The 21633-nt window shown below is 73.9% G+C and carries 23 protein-coding genes and 1 riboswitch; of the genes, 11 read left to right on the top strand and 12 right to left on the bottom strand.

Annotation, left to right across the window (positions count from 1 at the left end; genetic code table 11):
- Window positions 1–44 precede the first annotated feature (44 nt).
- Window positions 45–539 (top strand): transcriptional regulator BldD, encoded by a 495-nt coding sequence (gene bldD / locus KME80_RS19635; protein ID WP_026214021.1) that lies wholly within the window; start codon window positions 45–47, stop codon window positions 537–539.
- Window positions 540–1353: 814 nt separating this feature from the next.
- Here bldD and KME80_RS19630 read toward each other — a convergent pair.
- A complete protein-coding gene (locus KME80_RS19630; protein WP_219507219.1) occupies window positions 1354–1800 on the bottom strand; it encodes an SAV_6107 family HEPN domain-containing protein in 447 nt (148 codons plus the stop codon).
- Window positions 1801–2199: 399 nt separating this feature from the next.
- Here KME80_RS19630 and KME80_RS19625 point away from each other — a divergent pair, with 399 nt between their 5' ends.
- Both KME80_RS19625 and KME80_RS19620 read left to right on the top strand, forming a co-directional pair.
- Window positions 2200–2580, top strand: a complete 381-nt coding sequence (locus tag KME80_RS19625) for an SdpI family protein (RefSeq protein WP_219507218.1) — start codon at window positions 2200–2202, stop codon at window positions 2578–2580.
- A gap of 69 nt (window positions 2581–2649) precedes the next feature.
- A complete protein-coding gene (locus KME80_RS19620; RefSeq protein ID WP_246645234.1) occupies window positions 2650–3522 on the top strand; it encodes a class I SAM-dependent methyltransferase in 873 nt (290 codons plus the stop codon).
- On the opposite strand, the gene KME80_RS19615 is transcribed toward KME80_RS19620, so the two are convergent.
- Window positions 3499–3690, bottom strand: a complete 192-nt coding sequence (locus tag KME80_RS19615; protein ID WP_219507217.1) for a ferredoxin — start codon at window positions 3688–3690, stop codon at window positions 3499–3501. The genes KME80_RS19620 and KME80_RS19615 overlap by 24 nt on opposite strands.
- Window positions 3691–3699: 9 nt before the next feature.
- Complete coding sequence (locus KME80_RS19610; protein ID WP_219507215.1) at window positions 3700–4893, bottom strand: cytochrome P450; 1194 nt, start codon at window positions 4891–4893, stop codon at window positions 3700–3702.
- A 95-nt stretch (window positions 4894–4988) separates the two neighbouring features.
- Between KME80_RS19610 and KME80_RS19605 the strand changes: the two genes are divergently transcribed.
- On the top strand, window positions 4989–5636 hold the full coding sequence (locus KME80_RS19605) for a TetR/AcrR family transcriptional regulator (RefSeq protein ID WP_219507214.1): 648 nt from the start codon (window positions 4989–4991) through the stop codon (window positions 5634–5636).
- 1 nt (window position 5637) lies between these two features.
- Here the strand turns inward: KME80_RS19605 and KME80_RS19600 are convergent, their stop codons facing one another.
- Window positions 5638–7380 (bottom strand): hypothetical protein, encoded by a 1743-nt coding sequence (locus KME80_RS19600; protein WP_219507212.1) that lies wholly within the window; start codon window positions 7378–7380, stop codon window positions 5638–5640.
- A gap of 127 nt (window positions 7381–7507) precedes the next feature.
- Complete coding sequence (locus tag KME80_RS19595) at window positions 7508–8323, bottom strand: L,D-transpeptidase family protein (protein WP_219507211.1); 816 nt, start codon at window positions 8321–8323, stop codon at window positions 7508–7510.
- A 114-nt stretch (window positions 8324–8437) separates the two neighbouring features.
- On the opposite strand from KME80_RS19595, the gene KME80_RS19590 reads away from it, so the two are divergent.
- Together KME80_RS19590 and KME80_RS19585 are read left to right on the top strand one after the other, a co-directional pair.
- Window positions 8438–8914 (top strand): YbaK/EbsC family protein, encoded by a 477-nt coding sequence (locus KME80_RS19590; protein WP_219507209.1) that lies wholly within the window; start codon window positions 8438–8440, stop codon window positions 8912–8914.
- Window positions 8915–8965: 51 nt separating this feature from the next.
- Window positions 8966–9541 (top strand): GNAT family N-acetyltransferase, encoded by a 576-nt coding sequence (locus tag KME80_RS19585; RefSeq protein ID WP_219507208.1) that lies wholly within the window; start codon window positions 8966–8968, stop codon window positions 9539–9541.
- Between the two features lie 175 nt (window positions 9542–9716).
- Here KME80_RS19585 and KME80_RS19580 read toward each other — a convergent pair whose 3' ends face one another.
- Both KME80_RS19580 and metF read right to left on the bottom strand, forming a co-directional pair.
- Window positions 9717–10319: a mycothiol-dependent nitroreductase Rv2466c family protein gene (locus KME80_RS19580; protein ID WP_219507206.1), complete on the bottom strand. Its 603-nt coding sequence runs from the start codon at window positions 10317–10319 to the stop codon at window positions 9717–9719.
- 19 nt (window positions 10320–10338) lie between these two features.
- Entirely contained in the window at window positions 10339–11259 is a 921-nt protein-coding gene (gene metF, locus KME80_RS19575) for a methylenetetrahydrofolate reductase [NAD(P)H] (protein ID WP_219507204.1), read from the bottom strand.
- 85 nt (window positions 11260–11344) lie between these two features.
- Here metF and KME80_RS19570 point away from each other — a divergent pair, with 85 nt between their 5' ends.
- Complete coding sequence (locus KME80_RS19570; protein WP_219507202.1) at window positions 11345–12412, top strand: polyprenyl synthetase family protein; 1068 nt, start codon at window positions 11345–11347, stop codon at window positions 12410–12412.
- Here the strand turns inward: KME80_RS19570 and thiE are convergent.
- Genes thiE through KME80_RS19555 form a run of 3 tightly spaced genes read right to left on the bottom strand, consistent with a single transcriptional unit; the run spans window position 12393 to window position 14589 of the window.
- Window positions 12393–13037, bottom strand: a complete 645-nt coding sequence (thiE, locus tag KME80_RS19565; RefSeq protein ID WP_219507201.1) for a thiamine phosphate synthase — start codon at window positions 13035–13037, stop codon at window positions 12393–12395. The two genes, KME80_RS19570 and thiE, sit on opposite strands and share 20 nt — an antisense overlap.
- The gene (locus KME80_RS19560; RefSeq protein ID WP_219507199.1) at window positions 13015–13389 is read right to left on the bottom strand and encodes an Rv2175c family DNA-binding protein; all 375 of its coding nucleotides are present in this window, start codon (window positions 13387–13389) and stop codon (window positions 13015–13017) included. Before KME80_RS19560 ends, thiE begins: the two co-directional genes overlap by 23 nt.
- Window positions 13390–13419: 30 nt before the next feature.
- Window positions 13420–14589 carry an NAD(P)/FAD-dependent oxidoreductase gene (locus KME80_RS19555; RefSeq protein ID WP_246645233.1) on the bottom strand — a complete coding sequence of 390 codons (1170 nt, stop codon included), beginning with the start codon at window positions 14587–14589 and terminating at the stop codon, window positions 13420–13422.
- Window positions 14590–14642: 53 nt separating this feature from the next.
- Window positions 14643–14759: riboswitch (TPP riboswitch) on the top strand.
- Between KME80_RS19555 and KME80_RS19545 the strand changes: the two genes are divergently transcribed.
- The 4 genes from KME80_RS19545 (at window position 14749) to pknB (ending at window position 19104) form a co-directional block, all read left to right on the top strand.
- Window positions 14749–16071, top strand: a complete 1323-nt coding sequence (locus KME80_RS19545; protein ID WP_246645232.1) for an FAD-dependent oxidoreductase — start codon at window positions 14749–14751, stop codon at window positions 16069–16071. Its footprint overlaps the riboswitch before it by 11 nt.
- Window positions 16068–16268 carry a sulfur carrier protein ThiS gene (gene thiS, locus KME80_RS19540; protein ID WP_219507196.1) on the top strand — a complete coding sequence of 67 codons (201 nt, stop codon included), beginning with the start codon at window positions 16068–16070 and terminating at the stop codon, window positions 16266–16268. Before KME80_RS19545 ends, thiS begins: the two co-directional genes overlap by 4 nt.
- Before the next feature lie 40 nt (window positions 16269–16308).
- Window positions 16309–17016 (top strand): thiazole synthase, encoded by a 708-nt coding sequence (locus KME80_RS19535; RefSeq protein ID WP_246645237.1) that lies wholly within the window; start codon window positions 16309–16311, stop codon window positions 17014–17016.
- Window positions 17017–17181: 165 nt separating this feature from the next.
- Window positions 17182–19104 (top strand): Stk1 family PASTA domain-containing Ser/Thr kinase, encoded by a 1923-nt coding sequence (pknB, locus tag KME80_RS19530; RefSeq protein ID WP_308125836.1) that lies wholly within the window; start codon window positions 17182–17184, stop codon window positions 19102–19104.
- An 18-nt stretch (window positions 19105–19122) separates the two neighbouring features.
- On the opposite strand, the gene alc is transcribed toward pknB, so the two are convergent.
- Both alc and allB read right to left on the bottom strand, forming a co-directional pair.
- Entirely contained in the window at window positions 19123–20067 is a 945-nt protein-coding gene (alc, locus tag KME80_RS19525) for an allantoicase (RefSeq protein ID WP_219507191.1), read from the bottom strand.
- Entirely contained in the window at window positions 20068–21354 is a 1287-nt protein-coding gene (gene allB, locus KME80_RS19520) for an allantoinase AllB (protein ID WP_308125835.1), read from the bottom strand.
- Window positions 21355–21633: the final 279 nt, after the last annotated feature.

The following is a 21633-nucleotide window of genomic DNA, read 5'->3' as shown; positions in this document are numbered from 1 at the left end:
CAATCTACTGAGAGCTATAGATACGAGAGCCGGGGGGCCACACAATGCCGTCTGAGTACGCAAAGTCGCTGGGTGCACGACTCCGCGCCATCCGCACCCAGCAGGGCCTGTCCCTGCACGGAGTCGAAGAGAAGTCGCGCGGCAGGTGGAAAGCCGTGGTCGTGGGCTCGTACGAGCGCGGCGACCGCGCCGTCACCGTGCAGAAGCTTGCCGAGCTTGCCGACTTCTACGGGGTGCCCGTCTCGGAGCTGCTGCCGGGCGGCGCCGCGCCGAGCCCGCTCGGGCCGACGCCCAAGCTTGTCATCGACCTGGAGCGGCTTGCCACCCTGCCCAAGGAGAAGGCCGGCGCCCTGGCCCGCTACGCCGCCACCATTCAGAGCCAGCGTGGCGACTACAACGGCAAGGTCCTGTCGATCCGCCAGGAGGACCTGCGCTCCCTTGCGGTCATCTACGACAAGTCGCCGAGTGAGCTGACGGAGGAGCTCATCAGCTGGGGCGTCCTCGACGCCGAGGCCCGGCGCGCCGTCGAGTCCTTCTGACCGCGACCGACTCCCCCAGGGGCGCCCGAGACCCACGGAGCGCCCCTTTTTCATACTCATTTACTGGCATGTTGACCGTTTTAGGACAAACCCAACAAAGCACGCCAATCTGGTCACCATTCCCGCCCTCTCCCGCTGCCGGCCGCTCCCCAACCCACCCCGCCCCTTCTTCGGGACCCAGGACCGGCCCTGCGGGCGCGTGGGAGCGTTCCCTAAGGGCCGGAGAACGCTCTCCAGGCGACGAACCCACCCAAGGTGCCCAAGGGGCCACAAGTGCCCTCCTGGGGCGCGGAAACCGCCTTCCCGGGCGCTGGGGCCGCCTTCGCGAAGGACTTGGCCCGCCGCTGCCCGCTGGGATCGCCTCCGGGAAGGCCGGCCGGGGGCAACGCCCCCAAGGGGACGGGCCGTGAACGCGCACGGAAAGACCGGGCCCTGGGCGCGCGCCCGGGAAGAATGGGCCAGGGCTGCGCCCGGAGGACCCAGCCGGGGCCGCGCCCGGGAAGACCAGGCCAGGGTGGCGGCGGCCTTCACGGGAGCCGGGGACGACCTGCCTGCGGGCCCAACGGGCTTCCCGCCACGCGGTTCGGCCGTCCGCGGTCCCGGGAGAGGCGTGAGGGCGGCGCGTCGGAATCGGGCGCGGGCCGTCGACGGCATGCGCGTACGCCGAACGGGGGCTGCCGCGCCGGGCAGCCCGGAGCGCCGCCACGGCAGGCGGCCCGGCCGCAGGCGTCACACCACGGGCGTGAGGCCGGGGAGCGGCGGCGCCCTCACGTGCCGGACGTGAGGGTCCACCCGCGTGCGAAGCGGGAGGGTGTCAGCCCGCGAGGGGGACGGCGGTGGGGAGCTGGGGCTGGGCGGGGACGCCCAGGAGGTCCTCCACCGTCGAGACGAACGTGTCGGCCTCGGCCAGCAGCTCGTCGGCGTCGGCGGCGCTGACGCCGCGGACCATGCCCGCCTCGGCGGCGGCGCGCTTGGCGGCGCTCACCGAGAAGTAGGCGGCCCACTCGGCGAGCTGGGGCTCGGCCTCGGGCAGCAGCTCCCAGGCGCTGCGCAGGCGACGCCGGCGGCCTTCCATGGGCCGGGGGCGGGCGGCGAGGATCGCCGCTGCCGCGCGCAGGGCCGCGAGGTGGGCCGACACGTAGCGCGAGGCCGGGGTGCGGGCGGCGGCCGCCTCCGCCAGGCAGGAACGGGAGTCGGTCAGGTGTGCCCGAACCGCAGGCGACAGCCGGGGCCCGGGCGTGTCTCTGTGCCGTGGTGCCATCTTGCGCGCCTCCTTCGAGTCGTGGGGCGACTCCCCGGCGTCCAGCCGGTGAGGTCAACAATCGCAGACCGCACCGACATTTCCGCCGGGCCGGCCGGACGAGGAGCTTCCCCTCTCCCCGTCCGGCCAGGACGCGCCCACTCGTCTCCGCCGACGACGAGGACGCGCCCTTCGCCCGTGGAGCCTGGCCGCGGGTGCCGCTTGGGGGAAGCGGCACCCACGACCAGGTCCGACGACGTGAGCCGCGAGCCTCACGCCACTAGGTCGAACATAATTTCGATCACGCTCGGTGTCAACCTGTTCCACGAACACAGGTTCGATCAGCGTGTCCCAAGAGCCGCCGAACCGTCGCCTGGGGGAGGCCTGACGCCCGTCCCGGCCCTGGCTAGCATGACCGGCATGGGCCCCGTTCTGATGACCGCGATCCTGACCCTTCCTGCTCTCGCGTTGCTGCTGGTCCCGTTCCACGACGAGTCCGGCGCGGCCGACTCCCGTAACGGCCTGGCCGGGTTGCGCACCCGCGAGACGCTGGCCTCGCGTGAGGCATGGGACGCGGCGCACGCCTGGGCGCGGGGGCCGATGCGCGGGCTGGCGCTGGTCATGGCGGGGGTGCTGGCCGCCGCCGTGGCCGCCGAGGCGGCGCTGGACCTGCCGGAGCCGGCCGGGGTGGCGTTCGCCCTGGCGCAGGCGCTGCTGCTGGTGGGCGGGCTGGCGCTGATCGGCCGGCGCGCGCACCTCGTGGCCGCCCGGGTGAACCGGGAGCTCGCGACCGGCTCCTGACGTCCGGGAGCGCGTACGCCCGGGAACGTGCCATCCGCCCCGACTTCACACCCCCCGAGGAGAGGCTCCATGACCGTCGCGTACGACACGAGCTCGCTGGCCAGGTTCACCGGGGCGGTGCGGGGGCGGGTGCCGCTGCTGATCGGCGCGGTGGCGATCGGCGCGCCCGCCGCGTTCGCCTTCGACGCGGGCCTGCAGCTCGGCGAGGACGTGATGCACCTGGGCGGCCCGCTGAGCCTGCGCTCGGTGCGCAACCGGCTGTCGCGGCTGCTGTACGACCGGCGGTTCGGCGTCAGCACGGCCGATTTCGCCGATCTGTCGGACTTCGGGCTCGACCATCCGGAACGGGTCTACTACTCCCCCGCCCACTGGGGCACGCTGCGGCGCGCGCTGCCCCGGGACCACGTGGGCGGCGGCGACGTGTTCGTGGACCTGGGCGCGGGCAAGGGCCGGATGGCGCTGGAGGCGGCCAGCCGCTACCCGTTCAGGCGGGTGATCGGCGTGGAGCTGTCGGCGGAGCTGACCGAGGTGGCGCGGGCGAACCTGGCCGGCACCCGGCTGCGGCTGCGCGCGGGCGGCGTCGAGTTCGTCAACTCCGACGTGCTGGACTACGTCATCCCGGACGACGCCACGGTGGTGTTCCTGAACAACCCGTTCAGGGGCGAGATCTTCGCGGCCACGATGGACGGCCTGATCGCCTCGGCCGACCGGCGGCCCCGCCCGATCACGGTGATCTACTTCAACCCGGTCGAGGAGGCGTACCTGCTCGGGACCGGGCGTTTCCGCCACGTGCGCACGGTGACGCGCCGCGGCGGGCGGCCCGGCGACGTGTACGGGACGACCCGCGTGTACGAGGTCGTCCCGGCCGTCAGTGACGCCGGTGGCCGCCGGCCCGTGGAGGACGGGCGGCCACCGGCGTCAGGCGATCGCGATCGCCCCTGACGGGCAGAGGGTCACGGCCCGGCGGACCGCGTCCTCCTGGTCGGCGGGCGGCTCGGGCTTCAGCAGCATGACTGTGCCGTCGTCTTCGCTCTGGTCGAACACCTGGGGCGCGGTGAGCGCGCACATGCCCGCCCCGATGCAGACCGTGGTGTCGGCTTTGATCTCCATGTTCTAGACCTACCAGGTGACGGGCAGCCGGTGCACACCGTAGATGCTCATGTCCGTGCGCATGGGCACCTCGTGCGGCTCCACGGCCAGGCGCAGACCGGGGAAGCGGCGCAGCAGGGCCGCGTAGCCGATGCGCATCTCGATGCGGGCGAGCTGCTGGCCGAGGCACTGGTGGATGCCGTGGCCGAAGGCCAGGTGGCCGCCCGCGGGCCTGGTGACGTCGAGGGTGTCGGCGCCGGGGAAGCGGCCGGGGTCGCGGTTGACGACCGGCAGGTGGAGGGTGACGGCGTCGCCCTTGGCGATGAGCCGCCCGCCGATCTCGACGTCCTCCAGCGCCGCCCGGATCGGGCCCAGGTGGATGATGCTGAGGTAGCGCAGCAGTTCCTCGACGCCGTTGTCGACCACCGACGGGTCGTCGCGCATGGCGGCGAGCTGGTCGGGGTTGGTGAGCAGGGCGTAGGTGCCGAGGCCGAGCATGTTGGCGGTGGTCTCGTGCCCGGCGATCAGCAGCAGGATCGCGACGCCGGTGAGCTCGGCGTCGTCCAGCTCGCCGCCCACGGCCAGGCCGCTGAGCAGGTCGTCCTCGGGGTGCGCGCGCTTGCGCCCGATGAGGCCGCTCAGGTACGCGGAGATCCGGCCGAGCGCGGCGAGCGCGTCGTCGGCCTTGGTCTCCAGGTTGACCAGGATGCGGGAGTCGTCCTGGAACCGCTCGCGGTCCTCGTACGGGACGCCCAGCAGCTCGCAGATGACCAGGGACGGGATCGGCAGCGCGAACGCCTCGACCAGGTCGGCGGGGCGCGGGCCGGCCTCCATGGCGTCCAGGCAGGATTCGGCGATCTCCTGGACGCGCGGTTCGAGCAGTTTCATCCGGCGGACCGTGAACTGGCCGGTGAGGAGCTTGCGGTAGCGGGTGTGCTCGGGCTGGTCCATGCGCAGGAAGAAGCCGGGCGGGACGCTGAACCTGCCGGCGTCCTCCGGCTTGAAGCCGGGCCGGGCGATCGGCGGGTGCATGAGCTCGGGCCGGTTGCTGAAGCGCGGGTCGGCCAGCACGGCGCGGGCCTCGTCGTAGCCGGTGATCAGCCAGCCCTCGTGGCCGTCGGCGTACGTCATCCGGTGGACCGCGGCCTGCTGCCGGATGCGCGTGAAGGTGTCCGGCGGGTCGAAGGGGCGTTCGCGCCGGGTGGTCATGGTCAGATCGGTCATCTGATGGGCTCCTCTCGCCTCGATCTCCAGAAAAGCTCATCGGATGCAAATTTGCAACAGGTGAAAAACGAACTCGCATGCAGTACAGTTCGCACATGTCAGGACTGCGGGAGCGCAAGAAGCAGCGCACACGCCGGGCGCTGGCCGACGCCGCGATCCGGATGTTCACCGAGAAGGGCTACGAGGAGACGACGATCGCGGAGATCGCGGCCGCGGCCGACGTGTCGACGCGCACGTTCTTCGGCTACTTCGCCAGCAAGGAGGACGTGGTCTTCTACGACTCGGCCGCGCGGCTGGAGGAGTTGCTGGCCCGCGTCGCCGACCGGCGGCCGGGCGAGCCGGTGGCCGAGCTGCTGACGCGGGTGCTCCAGCACGGCATGGACTCCGCGGTCGGCGGTGCGAGCCACGTCCTGGACGAGGCCAAGGGGCGCATGGACCTCATCATGAGCGTGCCGGCGCTCCAGGCGCGTGGCCTGCGCCTGCTGTTCGACAGCCAGTTGCGGCTCGCCGAGGCGGTGCACGAGGCGTACGCCGGCGAGCTCGACCTGGTGGAGGCGGCGGCCGTCGTCGGCTCGCTGGTGGGCGCGGTCAAGCTCGCCACGATGGCGAGCCTGAACAGGGGCGACGTCGGCGATCAGGTGTGGGAGGTGATGGCCATGGCCGCCGGCGTCGCCGTGCGCGGCCTGGCCCACTGGGACCCGGCCGATCCGGGTGGCGCCCGTCCCGGGAGGATGTCCGCCTGAGTCACCTCCTGGGTGACGCGGGGCACGCCGGGTCGCGCCAGGCCGTCCACCCGTGCCCCTTTCCGCCCTCGCCGGTGGCTACCCACCCGGCGGGCGGCGGCCCGGCGTCCTCGGGCACGAGCGCGCTGCAGGCGCCCGGCGGCGGCCCCTGCTTGCGGCCGTCGTACAGGTCCAGGGCCGTCCACCACACGCGGTGGGTGAGCGGCACCCAGATCCCCCAGTGGACCCGCGTGTCGACCGCGAACCCACCGCCGGGCGGCGGCGCGTGCAGCCAGCCGGTGGCGGGGGCGGGCGGCGCCTTCGGGGCGAGGTCGGCGGCGAAGGCCACGTGCACCGCCGCCAGCACCGCCGTGGCCACCACGATCCGGGTACGGCGGCGGGCGAACAGGCAGGCGGCCGCCAGGCAGGCCAGCAGGATCAGCGCCGCCCGGGACGTCGCGACCAGGTCGAGCCCGTCGCGTACGCCGCTGAGGAAGGACGTCTCGGGGAAGTCGAAGGCGATGTACGCGTAGCGGCGCAGCCGATCCCCCGCGTACCAGGCGGCGACGCCCCCGGTGGCGGCCAGCAGCGCGGCCGAGGCGGCCACGTGCCGCAGCGCCGCCGCCCGCCGGGCGCGCACCAGCACGAGCAGCCCCGCCAGCATCCAGGCGACCGCCACGCACGACAGGTAGCGGCCGTAGGCGTAGTTGCCGACCCGGTGCTCGTCGGGCAGCGCGGCCGAGGAGGCGTAGGCGATGCCGAGCGTCACGGCCAGCAGCGCGGCGGCCGTCACCCGGCGCGCGAGCGGCCCGCGCCGCACGGTGACGACGGCGGCCCCGGCCAGGCCGACGCCCGCGAGCCCCCACGTTCCGGCGATCAGGTACCAGAGCTGCCCGGCCGCCCCGGACAGCGCCCACGCCTGCCCGTCCGGCGTGGTGAGCCGGGAGACCAGCAGCGCGGTGAGGTCGCGGGGCCCGCGCGGGTAGAGGGCCGCGGACACCGCCGCGTTGAGCGCCCACCCGGTCGCCGCCACCGCAGCGGCCACCAGCGCCCCGGGGAGCACGGCGGTCCCGTACCCGCGGCGGGCGAGCACGAGCCCGGCCATGAGCACGACGAGGACGGCCAGGACGACCGTGCCGCGCAGGTGCACCGCCGTGGCGTACGCGGCGAGCGCGCCCGCGAGCACCCCTGCCCGTGCTCCCGGCCATGCCCTCGCCCGGCCGGGACCGCGCCTGACCAGGTCGTGCACGGCGAGCAGCCAGCCGAGCACGATGCTGGGCAGGATCGCGTCGGCCAGCGCCAGCCCCGAGAACAGCAGCCCCGGCGGCGCGAGGGCGGCGGCGAACCCCAGCGCCGACGCGCCCCGCCGGCCGATCCCGAACCGCCGCAGCAGCAGGTACGCCAGCGGGAACGCCGTGGCGGCGGCCACCGACCCGGCCACGACCACCAGCCGGTAGACGGTGGCGGGGTCGGAGGTCAGCCAGTGGATCGGCGCCAGCAGCAGCGGGTAGCCGCCCCGGTAGAACGTGGTGCCGCTGAAGTCGGCGGCGGGCCCGCCGGCCAGCCAGCGCGCCCCGGCGAGATAGCCGGTCTCGTCCGGGTTCGCCACCGGCCCGGCGTGGTAGCGCGACAGCCACAGCCTCACCAGCACCTGGGCCACGAAGCCCGCCACCAGCAGGCTCGGGAGCGCGAACCGGCGGCGGGCGCGCGGCGGCCGTTCCGGCGCGGCCGGCGGGACGACGGACGGGACGGCAGCGGACAGCACGGATCTCCCCCAGTGCCGTCACCGGGTCCCTCCCGGCGCCGGCCCGGAGAGTCCACCAAGCGCCGCATAACCCCCACGTCACCCGATGTGGTGACGCGGACGTTATGCGGGGGTCAGCGGGCCGGGGTCAGCGCCGGAACTTGCCGCGCACGTGCACGGGGACGCCGGTGCCGAGCAGGCCGGGCAGCTCCTCGGCCACGTTCATCGGCAGCCGGACGCAGCCGTGGGAGGCGGGCTGGAGCGGCACCGACAGCGCGCCGTGGAAGGCGATCCCGCCGTTGAAGAAGATCGGGTTGTACAGCTCGCCGAGGTAGGACTTGTGCCAGCCGTCGCGGCGCCAGGTGGTCTTGTACGTGCCCGTCGGGGTGGTGGCCGAGCCGCAGAAGCGCTGCTCCTTGCCCTGCCAGACGGTGGTCTCGCAGTAGGGGATGCCGCTGCCGGAGGAGATGTGGCTGATCAGCCTGGCCTCGCCGCGCACGTACAGGACCAGGATCTGGGTGGTCAGGTTGACCTCGGCGCGGGTCGGCTTGCCGTTGGGGGCCAGGACCTTCGGGGCCTTGGGCGCCTCCAGGGCGGACCAGGTGGCCTTGCCGACGGTGCTGGTCGGCTTGATGCCGTTGACCTTCTGGAACGCCCACACGGCGGCCAGCGTGGTGCCGCCGTAGCGGCCGTCGGCCTTGCCGGGGCGGTAGCCGAGGTCCCGCAGGCGCTGCTGCAGCCAGACGACGGCCTTGCCCTTGTCGCCCAGCTTGAGCTTCTTGTCCGGCGCCGTGACCGGGGCCGAGGCGGCGGCGCCCGCGGCCAGGGGCACAGCGGCGGGCACAGCGGCGGCAGGAACGGCGGCGGCAGGAACGGCGGAGGGAGCGGCTGCTGACGTGTGCGCCACCGTCGTCGTGCCGCATCCGGCGAGTGCGACGGCCCCCGCCGTCAGGAGAGCGGCCATCCCAGGTCGACCCCGCACCGGTATCACCTCTCAAATCATTAACAAACGAATCAACGGACCCTATACCACCACTGGACACGGTCAAGTGATGCTCAACCTGTTTAGAGTGTGCGCATGTCTGAGAAGTTGCCCGCCAACGCGATACGCGTGGAAGCCGCGCTCCGGAGCCTGGGAGCGGCCGGCGAGATCGTCGTCCTGCCGGAGAAGGCGCCCACCGCCGCCACCGCGGCGGCCCAGCTCGGCTGCGAGGTCGGCGCGATCGCCAACAGCCTGATCTTCGACGCCGACGGTGAGCCGCTGCTGGTGCTGACCAGCGGCGCGCACCGGGTCGACGTGGAGCTCGTCGCGCGCACCGCCGGCGTGCGGAAGGTGCGCCGGGCCACGCCGGAGTTCGTCAGGGAGGCGACCGGGCAGCCGATCGGCGGCGTGGCGCCCGTGGGTCACCCGGCTCCGGTGCGCACACTGGTGGACACCTGGCTGGGCAAGCACGAGGTGGTGTGGGCCGCGGGCGGCCATCCGCACACGGTGTTCCCGACGACGTTCGACGAGCTCGTGCGCATCACCGGCGGCACCCCGGCCGACGTCGAGTAGGCGCGTGACGGCGTGCCGGGCGCGTGGCCCGGACGGGAGTAGGGTGCGACGATGATCGAGTTTCGCGGTGCGGGGCCCGCCGAGTTCGCCGAGCGGCTGGACACGGTGATCGGCATCTACACCGCCGCCATGCGCCCGCCCGCCGAGCAGATCGCCGGCCGCACCACAATCATGCGAAATCATGGGACATATCCCTATTTCCAGTGCTATTTCGCAGAATTGCACGATTCACCCCGTACGGCCAGTCCGCTGGTCGTCGGGTTCGCGTACGGGTTCCGCGGCGCGCCGGGCCAGTGGTGGCACGAGGTCGTGCTGCGGGCCCTGCGCGAGCGCGCGGGCGACGAGGCCGCCGAGTCCTGGATGGGCCACGCCTTCGAGCTGGCCGAGATCCACGTGCACCCCGACTACCAGGGCAAGGGCATCGGCCGCGCGATGATCACCACGCTGTGCGCCGGCCGCCCCGAGCGCACCGCGGTCCTGTCGACGCACGACCGGCCGACGGCCGCCCGCCACCTCTACGCCAGCATGGGCTTCACCGACCTGCTGACCGGCTTCGTCTTCCCCGGCGGCCACGAGGCGTACGCGATCGCGGCCCGCCCGCTCCCCCTCCCGCCGCCCACCGCCTGACGCCTGACGCCAGCCTCCGCCTGACGCCTCCCGCTGCCCTTCGCCTGACGCGAGGTTTTATCAGGCTTGGCACGGGGCACCAAACATTACAGAGAGCACACGCTCTTTTACTCTCCGATCGCAGGTCCCCTGCCGTCACCCGCCCGGTCCCCCTGCGGGCGGGTGGCGGCGCCGCTCAGCGCAGCACGGGGTTCGCCCTCGGCCGGCCCTTGAGCTCGTGGAAGTGCGGGGTGCCGGCCACCAGCAGCACGCCGTCCCACAGCCGCCCGGCCGCCTCGCCCTCGGGCACGCGGGAGATCACCGGGCCGAAGAAGGCGACGCGCTCCCCCGGTGACGTGGTCACGGCGACGACCGGCGTGCCCGACTCGCCGCCGATCGCGGCCATCGCCCGTGCGTGCGAGGCCCGTACGAGGTCGTCGGACTCGGGGGTGAGCGCCGCGTCGGCGAGGTCCTCCGGCAGGCCGGCGGCCCGCAGGGCCGTCGTCAGGTCGCCGAGCCAGTCCTGGTCGTCGCCGCCGGTGGTCCACAGCGCGGTGTAGAGCCGGCCGAGCGCGTCGGAGCCGTAGCGGTCGGCCACGGAGGCGCACAGCCGGGCGGGCACCCACAGGTAGCCCTCCGGGTCGCCCTCGGGATCGTCGTCGCGGCCCTCGTTGAGCACCGACAGGCTCATCACGTGCCAGCGTGCCTCGACCGGCCGCACCCGGGTCACCTCCACGAGCCAGCGGGAGGTGAGCCACGTGTAGGGGCAGGACGGGTCGAGCCAGAAGTCTGCGATCATCCGTCCAGTCAACAGGAGATCAGCCCGGGACGGGCGCCGGCTCGATCCGCTGGAACACCTCGCGCGAGGCGCTGGAGCGGTTGAAGGTGATGAAGTGGATGCCGGGGGCGCCCTCGTCGAGCAGCCGCTGGCACAGCTCGGCGCCGTGCTCGATGCCGAGCGCGCGGACGGCGGCCGGGTCGTCGGCGACGGCCTCGAAGCGGGCCGCCACGTCGGGCGGGAACGGCGCGCCGGACAGCTGCTCGGAGCGGGCGATCGTGCTCATCTGCGTCACCGGCATCACGCACGGGATGATCGGCGTGTCGCAGCCCCGGGCCGCCACCCTGTCGCGCAGCCGCAGGTAGTCGTCGGCCTGGAAGAACATCTGCGTGATCGCGTAATCGGCCCCGGCGCGGCACTTGCGCACGAAGAACTCGGTGTCGGACTCGATGGACGGCGAGCGCGGGTGCTTGTAGGGGAAGGCGGCCACGCCCACGCAGAAGTCGCCGGCCTGGCGGATCAGCCGCACCAGCTCCTCGGCGTAGAGGACGCCCTCGGGGTGCTGGACCCACTCGCCGCCCGGGTCGCCGGGCGGGTCGCCGCGCACGGCCAGGATGTTGCGCACCCCGGCGTCGGCGAAGCGGCCGACCAGGTGGCGCAGCTCGCGCACGGAGTGGTTGACGGCGGTGAAGTGGGCGACGGGCGTCAGCGTGGTGCCGCGCGCGACCCGCTCCACGATGTCGACGGTGCGGTCGCGGGTGGTGCCGCCCGCGCCGTAGGTCACCGAGACGAACGTCGGCCGCAGCGACTCCAGCTCCCTGATCGCCTTCCACAGCTGGCGCTCGCCCTCGTCGGTCTTCGGCGGGAAGAACTCGAAGGAGAACGACCGGCCGCCGGAGGCGAGCAGCTCCCGGACGGTGGGGACGCGATCGGGCAGGACGGAGGGTCGACCAAGGGCCATGCGACAAGATTACCCGGTGGCCGCGCGGCGCCCGACTCTCTACCTGCTCGGTATAGCCGATATGTCCGGCCACTAGTCTCAAGGCATGAGCACAGACGCCGCGAAGATGGACAACCTGCGCGCCCAGGTGGACCGTCGCATCAGGCAGTTCGTCGAACGGCAGTTGCCCGTCACCGGCGACCCCGACCTGGAACCGCTGCGCACCGCCGCCGACGAGCTGCTGGCGGGCGGCAAGAGACTGCGCCCGGCCTTCTGCTACTGGGGCTGGCGAGGCGCCGGAGGCGGCGACGTGCCGGAGATCTTCACCGCCGCCGCCTCGCTGGAGCTGCTGCAGGCCAGCGCCCTGGTGCACGACGACGTGATGGACAAGAGCGACCTGCGCCGGGGCATGCCCGCCGCCCACCGGCGCTTCCAGACGCTGCACGAGAAGTCGGGCTGGCACGGCTCGGCCACGCAGTTCGGCGAGGGCGCCGCGATCCTGCTCGGCAACCTGCTGCTGATCTGGTCGGGCGAGATGTGGCGCACCAGCGGCCTGCCCGCGCGGGCGCTGGCGGCGGCCCAGCCGGTGCACGACCACATGCGCACCGAGCTCATGTGCGGCCAGTATCTCGACCTGCTGGAGCAGGCGCACGGCGAGAACACCTTCGACTCGGCGCTGCGCGTGGCCCTGTACAAGAGCGGCAAGTACTCCGTCGAGCACCCGCTCCGTCTCGGCCTGGCGCTCGCCTCCGGCGGCCTGGAGCCGTGGATCGACGAGCTGTGCACCACGTACGGCACCCGGGTCGGCATCGCCTTCCAGCTGCGCGACGACATCCTCGGCGTGTTCGGCGACCCCGCGCAGACCGGCAAGCCGGCCGGCGACGACCTGCGCGAGGGCAAGCGGACGATGCTGGTGGCGCGCACCCTGGCCGCCGCCACCCCCGAGCAGGCCGGCGTGGTGCGCCGCCTGCTCGGCGACCCCGCGCTCGACGAGCCCGGCGTGGCCGCGCTGCGCGAGATCATCGAAGGCACGGGCGCGCTGCGGGCGTGCGAGGACATGATCGGCGACTATCTCGGCGAGGCGCTCGCCTCGCTCGACCAGGCGCCGATCACGCCCGAAGCCCGCACCGCGCTGGCCGGGCTCGCCGTGGCGGCTACGTCGCGGCGGACGTGAGCCGCTTGGCGAACTCGGCGGCGGCTGCCCCGGGGTCGTCGGCCTCGGTGATGGCGCGCACCACCACGACGCGGCGGACCCCGTAGGACATGACCTCGTCCAGGTTGGCCAGGTCGATGCCGCCGATGCCGAACCAGGGCCGGTCACCGCCGAGCGCCGCCGCGTGCCGGAGCAGCGACGGGCCCGGCGCGTGCCGGCCCGGCTTGGTCGGCGTGGGCCAGATCGGCCCACAGCAGAAATAGTCGACGCCCTCCTCCACCGCCGCGGCGGAAGCCTCGGCGGCGGAGTGGGTGGACCGACCGATGACGATGTCGTCGCCGAGCATTTCTCGCGCGACCGTCACCGGAAGGTCGTCCTGCCCCAGATGGAGCACGTCAGGCCGGGCGGCGAAGGCGATGTCGGCCCGGTCGTTGACCGCCAGCAGCCGGCCGTGCCGGTCGCAGGCGTCGCGGAAGACCTCCAGGAGCGCGAGCTCCTCGCGCGCCTCCAGGCCCTTCTCCCGCAACTGGACGATGTCCACGCCGCCGGCCAGCGCCGCGTCGAGGAACTCGGCCAGGTCGCCCCTGTCACGCCGCCCGTCGGTGCACAGGTAGAGGCGGGCGTCAGAAAGCGAGGGCTTGGGCACGGCGCTTGACCTCGGTGTGACGACCGGCCTTGATCGCCTGAACGGGCGACCCCGGCAGCGAGTCGTCAGGGGTGAACAGCCAGCGCAGCGCCTCCACATCGTCGTACCCGGCGTCGCGGAGCACGGTCAGCGTGCCCGGAAGGCCTTTCACCACGTCCTTTCCGTCGAGGAACACCGCGGGCACCTGTGGCCCGCCGCTGCCGCGGCGCACGCCGAGCAGCTTGTGATCCTTGAGGAGTTGCTTGGCCCGTCCCATCGAGAGGTCGAGGCGCTGGGCCACTTCGGGGAGAGTGAGCCACTCGTCAACGAGCTGGTCGGTCTCCCGGTCGATCTGTGCAACAGAAAGCGTCACGAAACCACAACTACCACATGCCGCGCTTGCTCAAACAACACAATCCCGTAGGGGTACATCTGGATCTACCAGGCGTTCCGCGTCCAGACGACGGCCCTCCTGGATGATCCGGCGGCCCTGCACGAGGTCGCGGGGCCGGTCGACGGCCAGCACCGCCGCCAGCCCGCCCTCGGCCGTCAGCCAGCAGGCCGACCACTTGCCCTCCGGCCCGCCCCGGTAGAGCAGGCGCTCGCCCGCCGGGTGGTGGCCGGCGTACTGCACCATGTGGCCGAACTGCTCCGACCAGAAGTACGGGACCGGATCGTACACGGCCTCCTCGCCCAGCAGCGTCGCGGCGGCCACCTCCGGGGCGCTCAGCGCGGTGTCCCAGTGCTCCACGCGCAGCCGGGTGCCGTAGCGGCTCGACCACCAGGCGGCGCAGTCGCCCACCGCCACCACGCCGGGCAGCGACGTGCGCAGCCGCTCGTCCGTGACCACGCCGTTGTGCAGGTCGACGTCCGAGCCCGCCAGCCACTCCACGGCCGGGCGGACGCCGATGCCCGCCACCACCACGTGCGCCTCCACGAACCCGCCGCCGACCAGCTCCACGCCGCCCTCGTCGACCGACGCGACCATCGTGTCCAGCCGCAGGTCGATGCCGTCGTACCAGCTCTCCGTCCGGGCGCCGATCTCCTCGCCGACCGCCTGCGCCAGCGGGGTCCGGCCCGCCTCCAGCACGGTGACGGCGCAGCCGGCCCGGCGGGCGGCCGTGGCCACCTCCGCGCCGATCCAGCCCGCGCCCGCGACCACCACCCGCGCGCCCGGCACCAGGCGGGCGCGCAGCTCCAGCGAGTCGTCCAGCGTCCGCAGCACGTGCTGCGGGCCGTCACCCGGCAGCGGGATCGGCTCCGCGCCCGTCGCGATCACCAGGCCGTCGTAGCCCAGCTCGCCCTCGGTCGTCTCCACCACGCCCGCGCGCAGCGACTTGGCCGAGACGCCCGGCCGGAAATCCACCTCCAGCGCGTCCAGGTCGGAGTCGACGAAGCTGGAGTCGGCGGAGCCCAGCAGCACCGCCTTCGACAACGGCGGCCGATCGTAGGGCCGGTGCCGTTCCTGGCCGATCAACGTGATCCGGCCGCCGAACCCCCGTGCCCGCAGCGCCTCGACGCTGCGCACGCCCGCAAGACCCGCTCCCACCACCACGACGCGATTCACGTTCATGACCATAACGGGGGCGGTGCCGCGGCGTCGCACCGAGGCCGTAGGCTGGGGGACGTAAGACGCGCGGGAGTCCGGCCGTAACCGGGCTGAGAGGAAGGCTTCACCGGGCCTTCGACCGCAAGACACCTGATCCGGATCATGCCGGCGAAGGGAGCGGACATGGACGTGATCGTGGGCGGCGGAGTCGTCGGACTGTCGATCGCCTGGCGCCTGGCCCGCTCGGGCCGCGCCGTCACCGTGGTCGACCCGGCCCCCGCTTCGGGCGCCTCCCACGCCGCGGCCGGGATGCTGGCGCCGGTCAGCGAGGTGACCTACACCGAGGAGCCGCTGCTCCGGCTCGGCATCGCCGCCCTGCGCCGCTGGCCCGCCTTCGCCGCCGACCTCACCGCCGACGCCGCCCTTCCCCCTGGACGGACCGGCGCCCACCCGAGCGGCCCCACCGCCGCCGGCGCGCCCCTGCCCTCCGGGGGCGCCTCCCTGGGCGGACCTCCCGCGGGATCCGGCAGTGCGGCACGGGCCGGGGGTGCGAGCGGTCCCGCCGTCTCCGGCCCCGGCAAGGCGTCCTCCCACGGGGGCGCCGCGGTTGACCCGTTCGGGGGGCTTCCGCTGCTCGGCGGGGTGCCGGCCGAGGGGCGGGACGTGCTGGATCTGCGGTCCGACGGGACGCTGGACGTGGCGTTCGGCGGGGACGACCTGGCCGCGCTCGGGGAGCTGGCCGCGTTCATGGAGAAGCTCGGCCTGCCGGTGGAGCGGCTGACCGGGCGCGAGTGCCGGCGGCTGGAGCCGATGCTGGCGCCGTCCGTGCGCGGCGGTCTGCTGGCGCCAGGCGACGCGTGGGTGGACCCGCGCCGCGTCACCGCCGCCCTGCTCGTGGCCCTGGAGCGGCGGGGCGTCCCGCTGGTACGGGAGCGCGTGGCGGGGCTGTCGCGCGAGGGCGGCCGGGTGACCGGCGTACGCCTGGAGTCCGGGGAGGAGATCTTCGGCGAGCGGGTGGTCCTGGCCGCCGGGGCGTGGAGCGCCGGGCTGGCCGACGTCCCGGTACGGCCGGTCAAGGGGCAGATCATGCGCCTGCGCTCCCCCGAGCCGCTGCTGGGCCGGTGCGTGCGCGGGATGGTGCACGGCACGCCGGTCTACCTGGTGCCCCGGGGCGACGGGGAGCTCGTGGTCGGGGCCACGCAGGAGGAGCTCGGGTTCGACACCCGGGTGACCGCCGGCGGGCTGTACGAGCTGCTGCGCGACGCCAGGGAGCTGGTCCCGGGGGTGACGGAGCTGGAGGTCGCCGACGTGGTGGCGGGGCTGCGGCCGGGCACGCCGGACAACCTGCCGATCATCGGGCCCGGCTCGGCCCCGGGGCTGGTGCTGGCCACGGGGCATTTCCGGGGCGGGGTGCTGATGGCCCCGCTCACGGCCGCGATCCTGCAGGGCGAGGAGGGCGACCTCGCGTCCCTGTGCTCACCCGCTAGATTTCGGGATATTTCATGAAATTGCTGATCAATGGAAGTACGCACGACGTGGCTGACGGCATGACCGTCGCGCAGGCCGTACAGACCCTGACTACCGCCACCACCGGCGTCGCGGTGGCCGTGAACGACGAGGTCGTCGCGCGCGGCGCGTGGGAGACGACGGCGCTGCGCGACAGCGACCGCGTGGAGGTGCTGACGGCGGTGCAAGGTGGATGACCTGATCATCGCCGGGGAGAAGTTCTCCTCCCGGCTCATCATGGGCACCGGCGGCGCGCCGTCGCTGGAGGTGCTGGACCAGGCGCTGGCCGCGTCGGGCACCGAGCTGACGACGGTGGCCATGCGGCGGCTCGACCCGGCCGCCCGCGGCTCGGTGCTGGACGTGCTGCGCGAGCGCGGCATCAAGGTGCTGCCCAACACGGCGGGCTGCTTCACCGCGGGCGACGCGGTGCTGACGGCCCGGCTCGCCCGGGAGGCGCTGGGCACCTCGTGGGTCAAGCTGGAGGTCATCGCCGACGAGCGGACCCTGCTGCCCGACCCGATCGAGACGTTCGACGCGGCCGAGCGGCTCGTGGCCGACGGGTTCACCGTGCTGCCGTACATCGGCGACGACCCGGCGCTGGCCCGCCGGCTGGAGCAGGCCGGGTGCGCGGCGGTGATGCCGCTGGGCGCGCCGATCGGCTCCGGGCTGGGCATCCGCAACCCGCACAACATCGAGCTGATCGTCGAGGCGGCCGGGGTTCCGGTCATCCTGGACGCGGGCATCGGCACGGCCAGTGACGCGGCGCTGGCGATGGAGCTGGGCTGCGACGCCGTGCTCCTGGCCACCGCCGTGACGCGGGCCCAGCGGCCCGACCTGATGGCTGCGGCGATGCGCGAGGCGGTCCGCGCGGGCCGCATGGCGCGGCAGGCGGGGCGCATCCCGCGCCGCCGCTACGCCGAGGCGTCCTCCCCGCTGACCCCCTGACGGGACGTTCTTCCCGTCTGCCGGGGGCGCACCGGCTCTCCGGGGCCGGTGCCGGGGTGGCCTGTGCGACGGCGGGGCACGTGAGAGGCCGGGCGGGGCACGGGTCGGCATCGGTTTCGGATGGTCAGGCCCTCCCGGGTGCGAAACGCCCGTAAACTCAGCGGGGTGGACACGACGACTGCCGACCCGTTGGTCGGCCGGCTGCTCGATGGACGCTACCGCGTCGAGTCCCGGATCGCCCGGGGCGGCATGGCGACCGTCTACCTCGCGCTCGACATCCGGCTGGACCGGACCGTCGCGCTGAAGGTCATGCACCGCTCGCTCGCCGACGACCCGGCGTTCGTGCGCAGGTTCATCGGCGAGGCGAAGTCGGTGGCCAGCCTCTCCCACCCCAACGTGGTGCACGTCTTCGACCAGGGCACCGACACCGACGTGGTCTACCTGTCGATGGAGTACGTGCCGGGCAAGACGCTGCGCGACATCCTGCGCGAGCGCGACCGGCTGCCGGCCCGCGAGGCGCTGGAGATCATGATCCCGGTGCTGGCGGCGCTCGGCGCGGCCCACCAGGCCGGGATGGTCCACCGTGACGTCAAGCCCGAGAACGTTCTGCTGACCGCCGACGGCCGGGTCAAGGTCGTGGACTTCGGCCTGGCCAGGGCGATCGAGGCGACCAACCAGACGCGCACCGGCGTGATGATCGGCACGATCGGCTACATGTCGCCCGAGCAGGTGACGACCGGCGGCGCCGACGTGCGCAGCGACGTCTACGCGGCGGGCATCATGCTGTTCGAGCTGGTCACCGGCAGGCAGCCGTACGACGGCGAGACGCCCATGTCGGTGGCCTACCGGCACGTCCACGACACGGTCCCGGTGCCGTCGTCGCTGATCCACGACGTGCCGCCGCAGATCGACGCGCTGGTGGCGCACGCCACGGCCCGCGAGCCGCACGACCGCCCGGCCGACGCGACCGCGATGCTGGTGGCGGCCGTCGAGGCGCACCGCACGCTGCCCCGGCTGAGCGAGCCCGGCCGCGCGTCCGGCGCCCACTCCAGGCCGCACCCGATGCCGTCCACGATGCCGCCCGCCGCCGCTCCCGCGCACACGCTGATCCAGCCGCGCGCCGAGGTGCCGGCCGCGCCGCCGCCCCCGCCGCGCGGGCGCGGCAAGGGCGGCGGGTTCCGGCCCAACTGGTTCCTGGTGGGGCTGGCCGCGGTGATGGTCGTCGCCGTGGCGCTGACCGGTCTCTACTTCTCGCAGAAGACGCTGGCCGTGGTGCCCGACCTCGTCGGCAAGAACCTCGCGGTCGCCGAGCAGAACGCCCGCAACCTGGGCTTCAAGGTCCGCCGCGTGGAGGGCCGCCACGACGAGGAGGTGGCCGAGGGGCTCGTCCTGGAGATGGACCCGGCCGCCAAGACCGAGGTCGAGGCCGGGCAGACGATCACGCTGGTGCCGTCGCTCGGCCCCAAGCGGGTGCTGGTGCCGAAGGTGCAGGGCCTGACCGAGCAGGACGCCCGCAACGCCATCGGCAGCGCCGGCCTGACCGTGGGCAAGGTCCGCCGCCTGCAGAACCTGGAGGTCGCGCGCAACTCCGTCATCCGCACCTCCCCGCAGGTGGGCGAGAAGGTCAAGGAAGGCGCCAAGATCGACCTGTACGTGAGCGCCGGGCTGGTGATGCCCGACGTCGACGGCATGCCGAAGGACCAGGCCGCCGCGTTCCTCAGCCAGCAGGGCTTCCAGGTGCAGGTCACCGAGGTCGACGACGACGCCGAGCCGTGCACGGTGATCGCGCAGGCGCCCAAGGCCAAGGCGGAGGTCGACCAGGGCATCCCGGCGATGATCACGGTGTCGCGCTGCCAGACGGACTTCTGGCACTGGTTCAACGGTGACCAGGAGGCCCGCGACGACCAGCAGTTCGTCATCGTGCCGCAGGTGATGGGCAAGAACGTCAACGACGCCCGCAACGAGCTGCGGGCGCTGGGCTTCCGGGTGCGGGTGCGCACGGTGGGCGGCGGCGGCGTGGTGCGTTTCCAGCGTCCGGCCCCCAACAGCGAACGCCCGCCCAACTCCGAGGTGCTGCTCTGGCACTAGCCGCCCGGCGCTGAGAGGTCAGGCCAGGGTGCCGAGCAGGCGTACTCTGGCCAGCCCGCCGTCGGGGTGGATGTCGACGCGTACGCGCTCGACGGGCTCGGTGTGGCTCAGCCGGAAGCGGTGCGGCGTGTCGGGCAGCAGCGGGGTCGCCGGCAGCAGCTCGACCTCGCGGTCGCCGTCGAGGCCGGTGAGCGTGACGGCGGCGGGCGCGTTGTGCAGCAGGTGGGTGGTGTCGATCTCGGCGACCCTGATGAGGCCGCGCCCGGCCAGCCGGATGACCAGCCAGTCGTTGCCGCCGTCGCGGCGGCGCGCGGTCTCCCAGCCTTCGGCCTGGTGGCGGGGCAGGCCGGGCGCGATGACGTGGTGCGGCTCGGAGTAGAACGCGTCGGAGCAGGCGGTGACCAGCCCGCCGTTGGCCATGGCCGCCAGGTCGAGGCCGAGCCCCTCGTACACCGACAGGTCAGCCCGGGGCTCGCCGTGCACCCGCAGCCGGGCGACGCCGCCGTCGGGGAAGATGTTCAGCCGCACGTGCGTCCAGCGGCGCTCGCCCGTGACCTCGAACGGGTGGGCGGCGTCGCCGCCGAGCGGGCTGCGCGGCACGATCTCCGTCCACGCCGCCCCGGCCAGCTCGGCGGGCGCAGGATGCCCGGCGACCTCGGCGGCCTCGACGGACGCGGACGAGGGATGGTTGCCGGTGAACCAGGCGGTGTCGACGACGACGCCGCGGATCACGCCGGGCAGGCCGAGCCGCACCAGCGCCCAGTCGTGGCCGGGCTCGCGGCGGCGGCGGGTCTCCCAGCCGTCGTAGACCTGCCCCTTGCCGCCGAACGTGGCGGGCCGGAACTCCGGGCGGCCGGGCCGGATCAGCGCCTCCTTCTCGGCGAACGCCTCGTCGCTGGCGGCGACGACCGCTCCGCCGTGGCCGCGCAGCGCGAGGTCGGGCAGGTGGGTGAAGCTCGGCATCTACGTTCCCCTCAGCAAGGTCCCGTGCGGCACGCCGTCGGCGGGCCTGCCGCGCAGCCAGGTGGTCAGGACGGCGCCCCTGAGCGCGTGGCCGTGGTAGGGCGTGATCGGGTGGCGGTGGTGCAGCCGCGCTGCGTCGACGGGCTCGACGGCGTCGGGGTCGAAGGCCACCAGGTCGGCGTCGTTGCCGGGGACGATGCCGCCCTTGCCCGGCAGGCCCGCCAGCGCGGCCGGGCCCGCCGCCATCCACCGGGCCACGTCGGCGAGCCCGTGGCCGCGCCGCGCCGCCTCCGTCCATACGACGCGCAGCCCGAGCTGCAGCGAGGCGACGCCGCCCCACGCGGCGGCGAAGTCGGGCACCTTGAGGTCGGCGGTGGCGGGCGAGTGGTCGGAGACGACGCAGCTCAGCACGCCCCGGGCGAGCCCGTCCCACAGCAGGTCGCGGTTGGCGGCCGAGCGGATGGGCGGGCAGCACTTGTACGCGGTGCCGCCCTCGGGCACCCGTTCGGCGTCGAGCGCCAGGTAGTGGGGGCAGGTCTCGGCGCTGACCGGCAGCCCGGCGGCTCGCGCCGCCTCCAGCACCGGCAGGCACTCGGCGCTGGAGACGTGCAGGACGTGCGCCCGCGCGCCCGTCTCGGCCGCCAGCCGGACCACCAGTTCGACCGCGCTGCGCTCGGCCGCTCCCGGCCGCGACGCCAGGAACTCCCGGTACGAGGGGCCCGCGCAGTCCGTCAGCAGCGCCGGGTCCTCGGCGTGCACGATCAGCATCCCGCCGAACCCGGCGATCTCCGCCATGACCTCCCGCAGCTCGCCCGGCCCGAGCGGCGGGAACTCCGGCACGCCCGACGGCGACAGGAAGCACTTGAACCCGTATACGCCCGCCTCGTGCAGCCGCCGCAGCTCCTTGAGGTTGCCGGGCACGGCGCCGCCCCAGAAGCCGACGTCCACGTGGCACCGGCCCTCGGCGGCGCGCCGCTTCACGGCGAGCGCGGCGGCGTCCACGGTCGGCGGGAGCGAGTTGAGCGGCATGTCGACGATCGTCGTGACTCCTCCGGCCGCGGCGGCCCTGGTGGCGCTGGCGAACCCCTCCCAGTGCGTGCGGCCGGGCTCGTTCACGTGCACGTGCGTGTCGACCAGGCCGGGCAGCAGCGCCAGGTCGCGCAGGTCGACGTCCTCGGCGGCGGCCAGCTCGGCGTCGTACGGGCACAGCGCCTCGATCCGGCCGCCGCGCACCGCCACGGCCACCGGCCGCACCCCGTCGGGCGTCACCCCCCTCCGCGACCGCACCACCAGCTCGTACGCACCCCCGCCCGAGCTGACGGAGGCGAAGGCAGCCGCCCCCGGAACGGAGTCCGCCGAGCCCGGAGCGGACGGCACCTTGGCGGGCGGGACCGAGTCCGCCGAGACCGGGGCGGCCCCAACCGAAGCCGCCGAGACCGAGGCAGCCTGAGCCGAGGCCACCGGGGTCGGGGCAGCCTGGGGCGGGGGAACCGGGGGCGGGGCGGGTGGGGGCATCAGGGTAGGTGGGCGGCGGCCACGCGGGCCGCGGGCTGCTGGTGGGGGGGG

The sequence above is a fragment of the Nonomuraea ceibae genome, from assembly GCF_019396325.1.
Lineage (GTDB): Bacteria > Actinomycetota > Actinomycetes > Streptosporangiales > Streptosporangiaceae > Nonomuraea > Nonomuraea ceibae.
Note: the sequence above shows the minus strand (reverse complement) of the source record. Positions and strands in the feature narration are given on the sequence as shown.

Excerpts from the sequence above, each read along its gene's own strand:
- KME80_RS19555 (WP_246645233.1), bottom strand. The coding sequence starts at position 14,589 with ATGAACGTGAATCGCGTCGTGGTGGTGGGAGCGGGTCTTGCGGGCGTG.
- KME80_RS19610 (WP_219507215.1), bottom strand. The coding sequence starts at position 4,893 with ATGACCGATCTGACCATGACCACCCGGCGCGAACGCCCCTTCGACCCG.
- thiS (WP_219507196.1), top strand. The coding sequence starts at position 16,068 with ATGAAATTGCTGATCAATGGAAGTACGCACGACGTGGCTGACGGCATG.
- KME80_RS19605 (WP_219507214.1), top strand. The coding sequence starts at position 4,989 with ATGTCAGGACTGCGGGAGCGCAAGAAGCAGCGCACACGCCGGGCGCTG.
- KME80_RS19615 (WP_219507217.1), bottom strand. The coding sequence starts at position 3,690 with ATGGAGATCAAAGCCGACACCACGGTCTGCATCGGGGCGGGCATGTGC.
- alc (WP_219507191.1), bottom strand. The coding sequence starts at position 20,067 with ATGCCGAGCTTCACCCACCTGCCCGACCTCGCGCTGCGCGGCCACGGC.
- KME80_RS19535 (WP_246645237.1), top strand. The coding sequence starts at position 16,309 with ATGGGCACCGGCGGCGCGCCGTCGCTGGAGGTGCTGGACCAGGCGCTG.
- KME80_RS19545 (WP_246645232.1), top strand. The coding sequence starts at position 14,749 with ATGGACGTGATCGTGGGCGGCGGAGTCGTCGGACTGTCGATCGCCTGG.
- KME80_RS19620 (WP_246645234.1), top strand. The coding sequence starts at position 2,650 with ATGACCGTCGCGTACGACACGAGCTCGCTGGCCAGGTTCACCGGGGCG.
- KME80_RS19580 (WP_219507206.1), bottom strand. The coding sequence starts at position 10,319 with ATGATCGCAGACTTCTGGCTCGACCCGTCCTGCCCCTACACGTGGCTC.
- bldD (WP_026214021.1), top strand. The coding sequence starts at position 45 with ATGCCGTCTGAGTACGCAAAGTCGCTGGGTGCACGACTCCGCGCCATC.
- KME80_RS19585 (WP_219507208.1), top strand. The coding sequence starts at position 8,966 with ATGATCGAGTTTCGCGGTGCGGGGCCCGCCGAGTTCGCCGAGCGGCTG.
- KME80_RS19590 (WP_219507209.1), top strand. The coding sequence starts at position 8,438 with ATGTCTGAGAAGTTGCCCGCCAACGCGATACGCGTGGAAGCCGCGCTC.
- KME80_RS19595 (WP_219507211.1), bottom strand. The coding sequence starts at position 8,323 with ATGGCCGCTCTCCTGACGGCGGGGGCCGTCGCACTCGCCGGATGCGGC.
- KME80_RS19630 (WP_219507219.1), bottom strand. The coding sequence starts at position 1,800 with ATGGCACCACGGCACAGAGACACGCCCGGGCCCCGGCTGTCGCCTGCG.
- metF (WP_219507204.1), bottom strand. The coding sequence starts at position 11,259 with ATGGCCCTTGGTCGACCCTCCGTCCTGCCCGATCGCGTCCCCACCGTC.
- KME80_RS19570 (WP_219507202.1), top strand. The coding sequence starts at position 11,345 with ATGAGCACAGACGCCGCGAAGATGGACAACCTGCGCGCCCAGGTGGAC.
- KME80_RS19625 (WP_219507218.1), top strand. The coding sequence starts at position 2,200 with ATGGGCCCCGTTCTGATGACCGCGATCCTGACCCTTCCTGCTCTCGCG.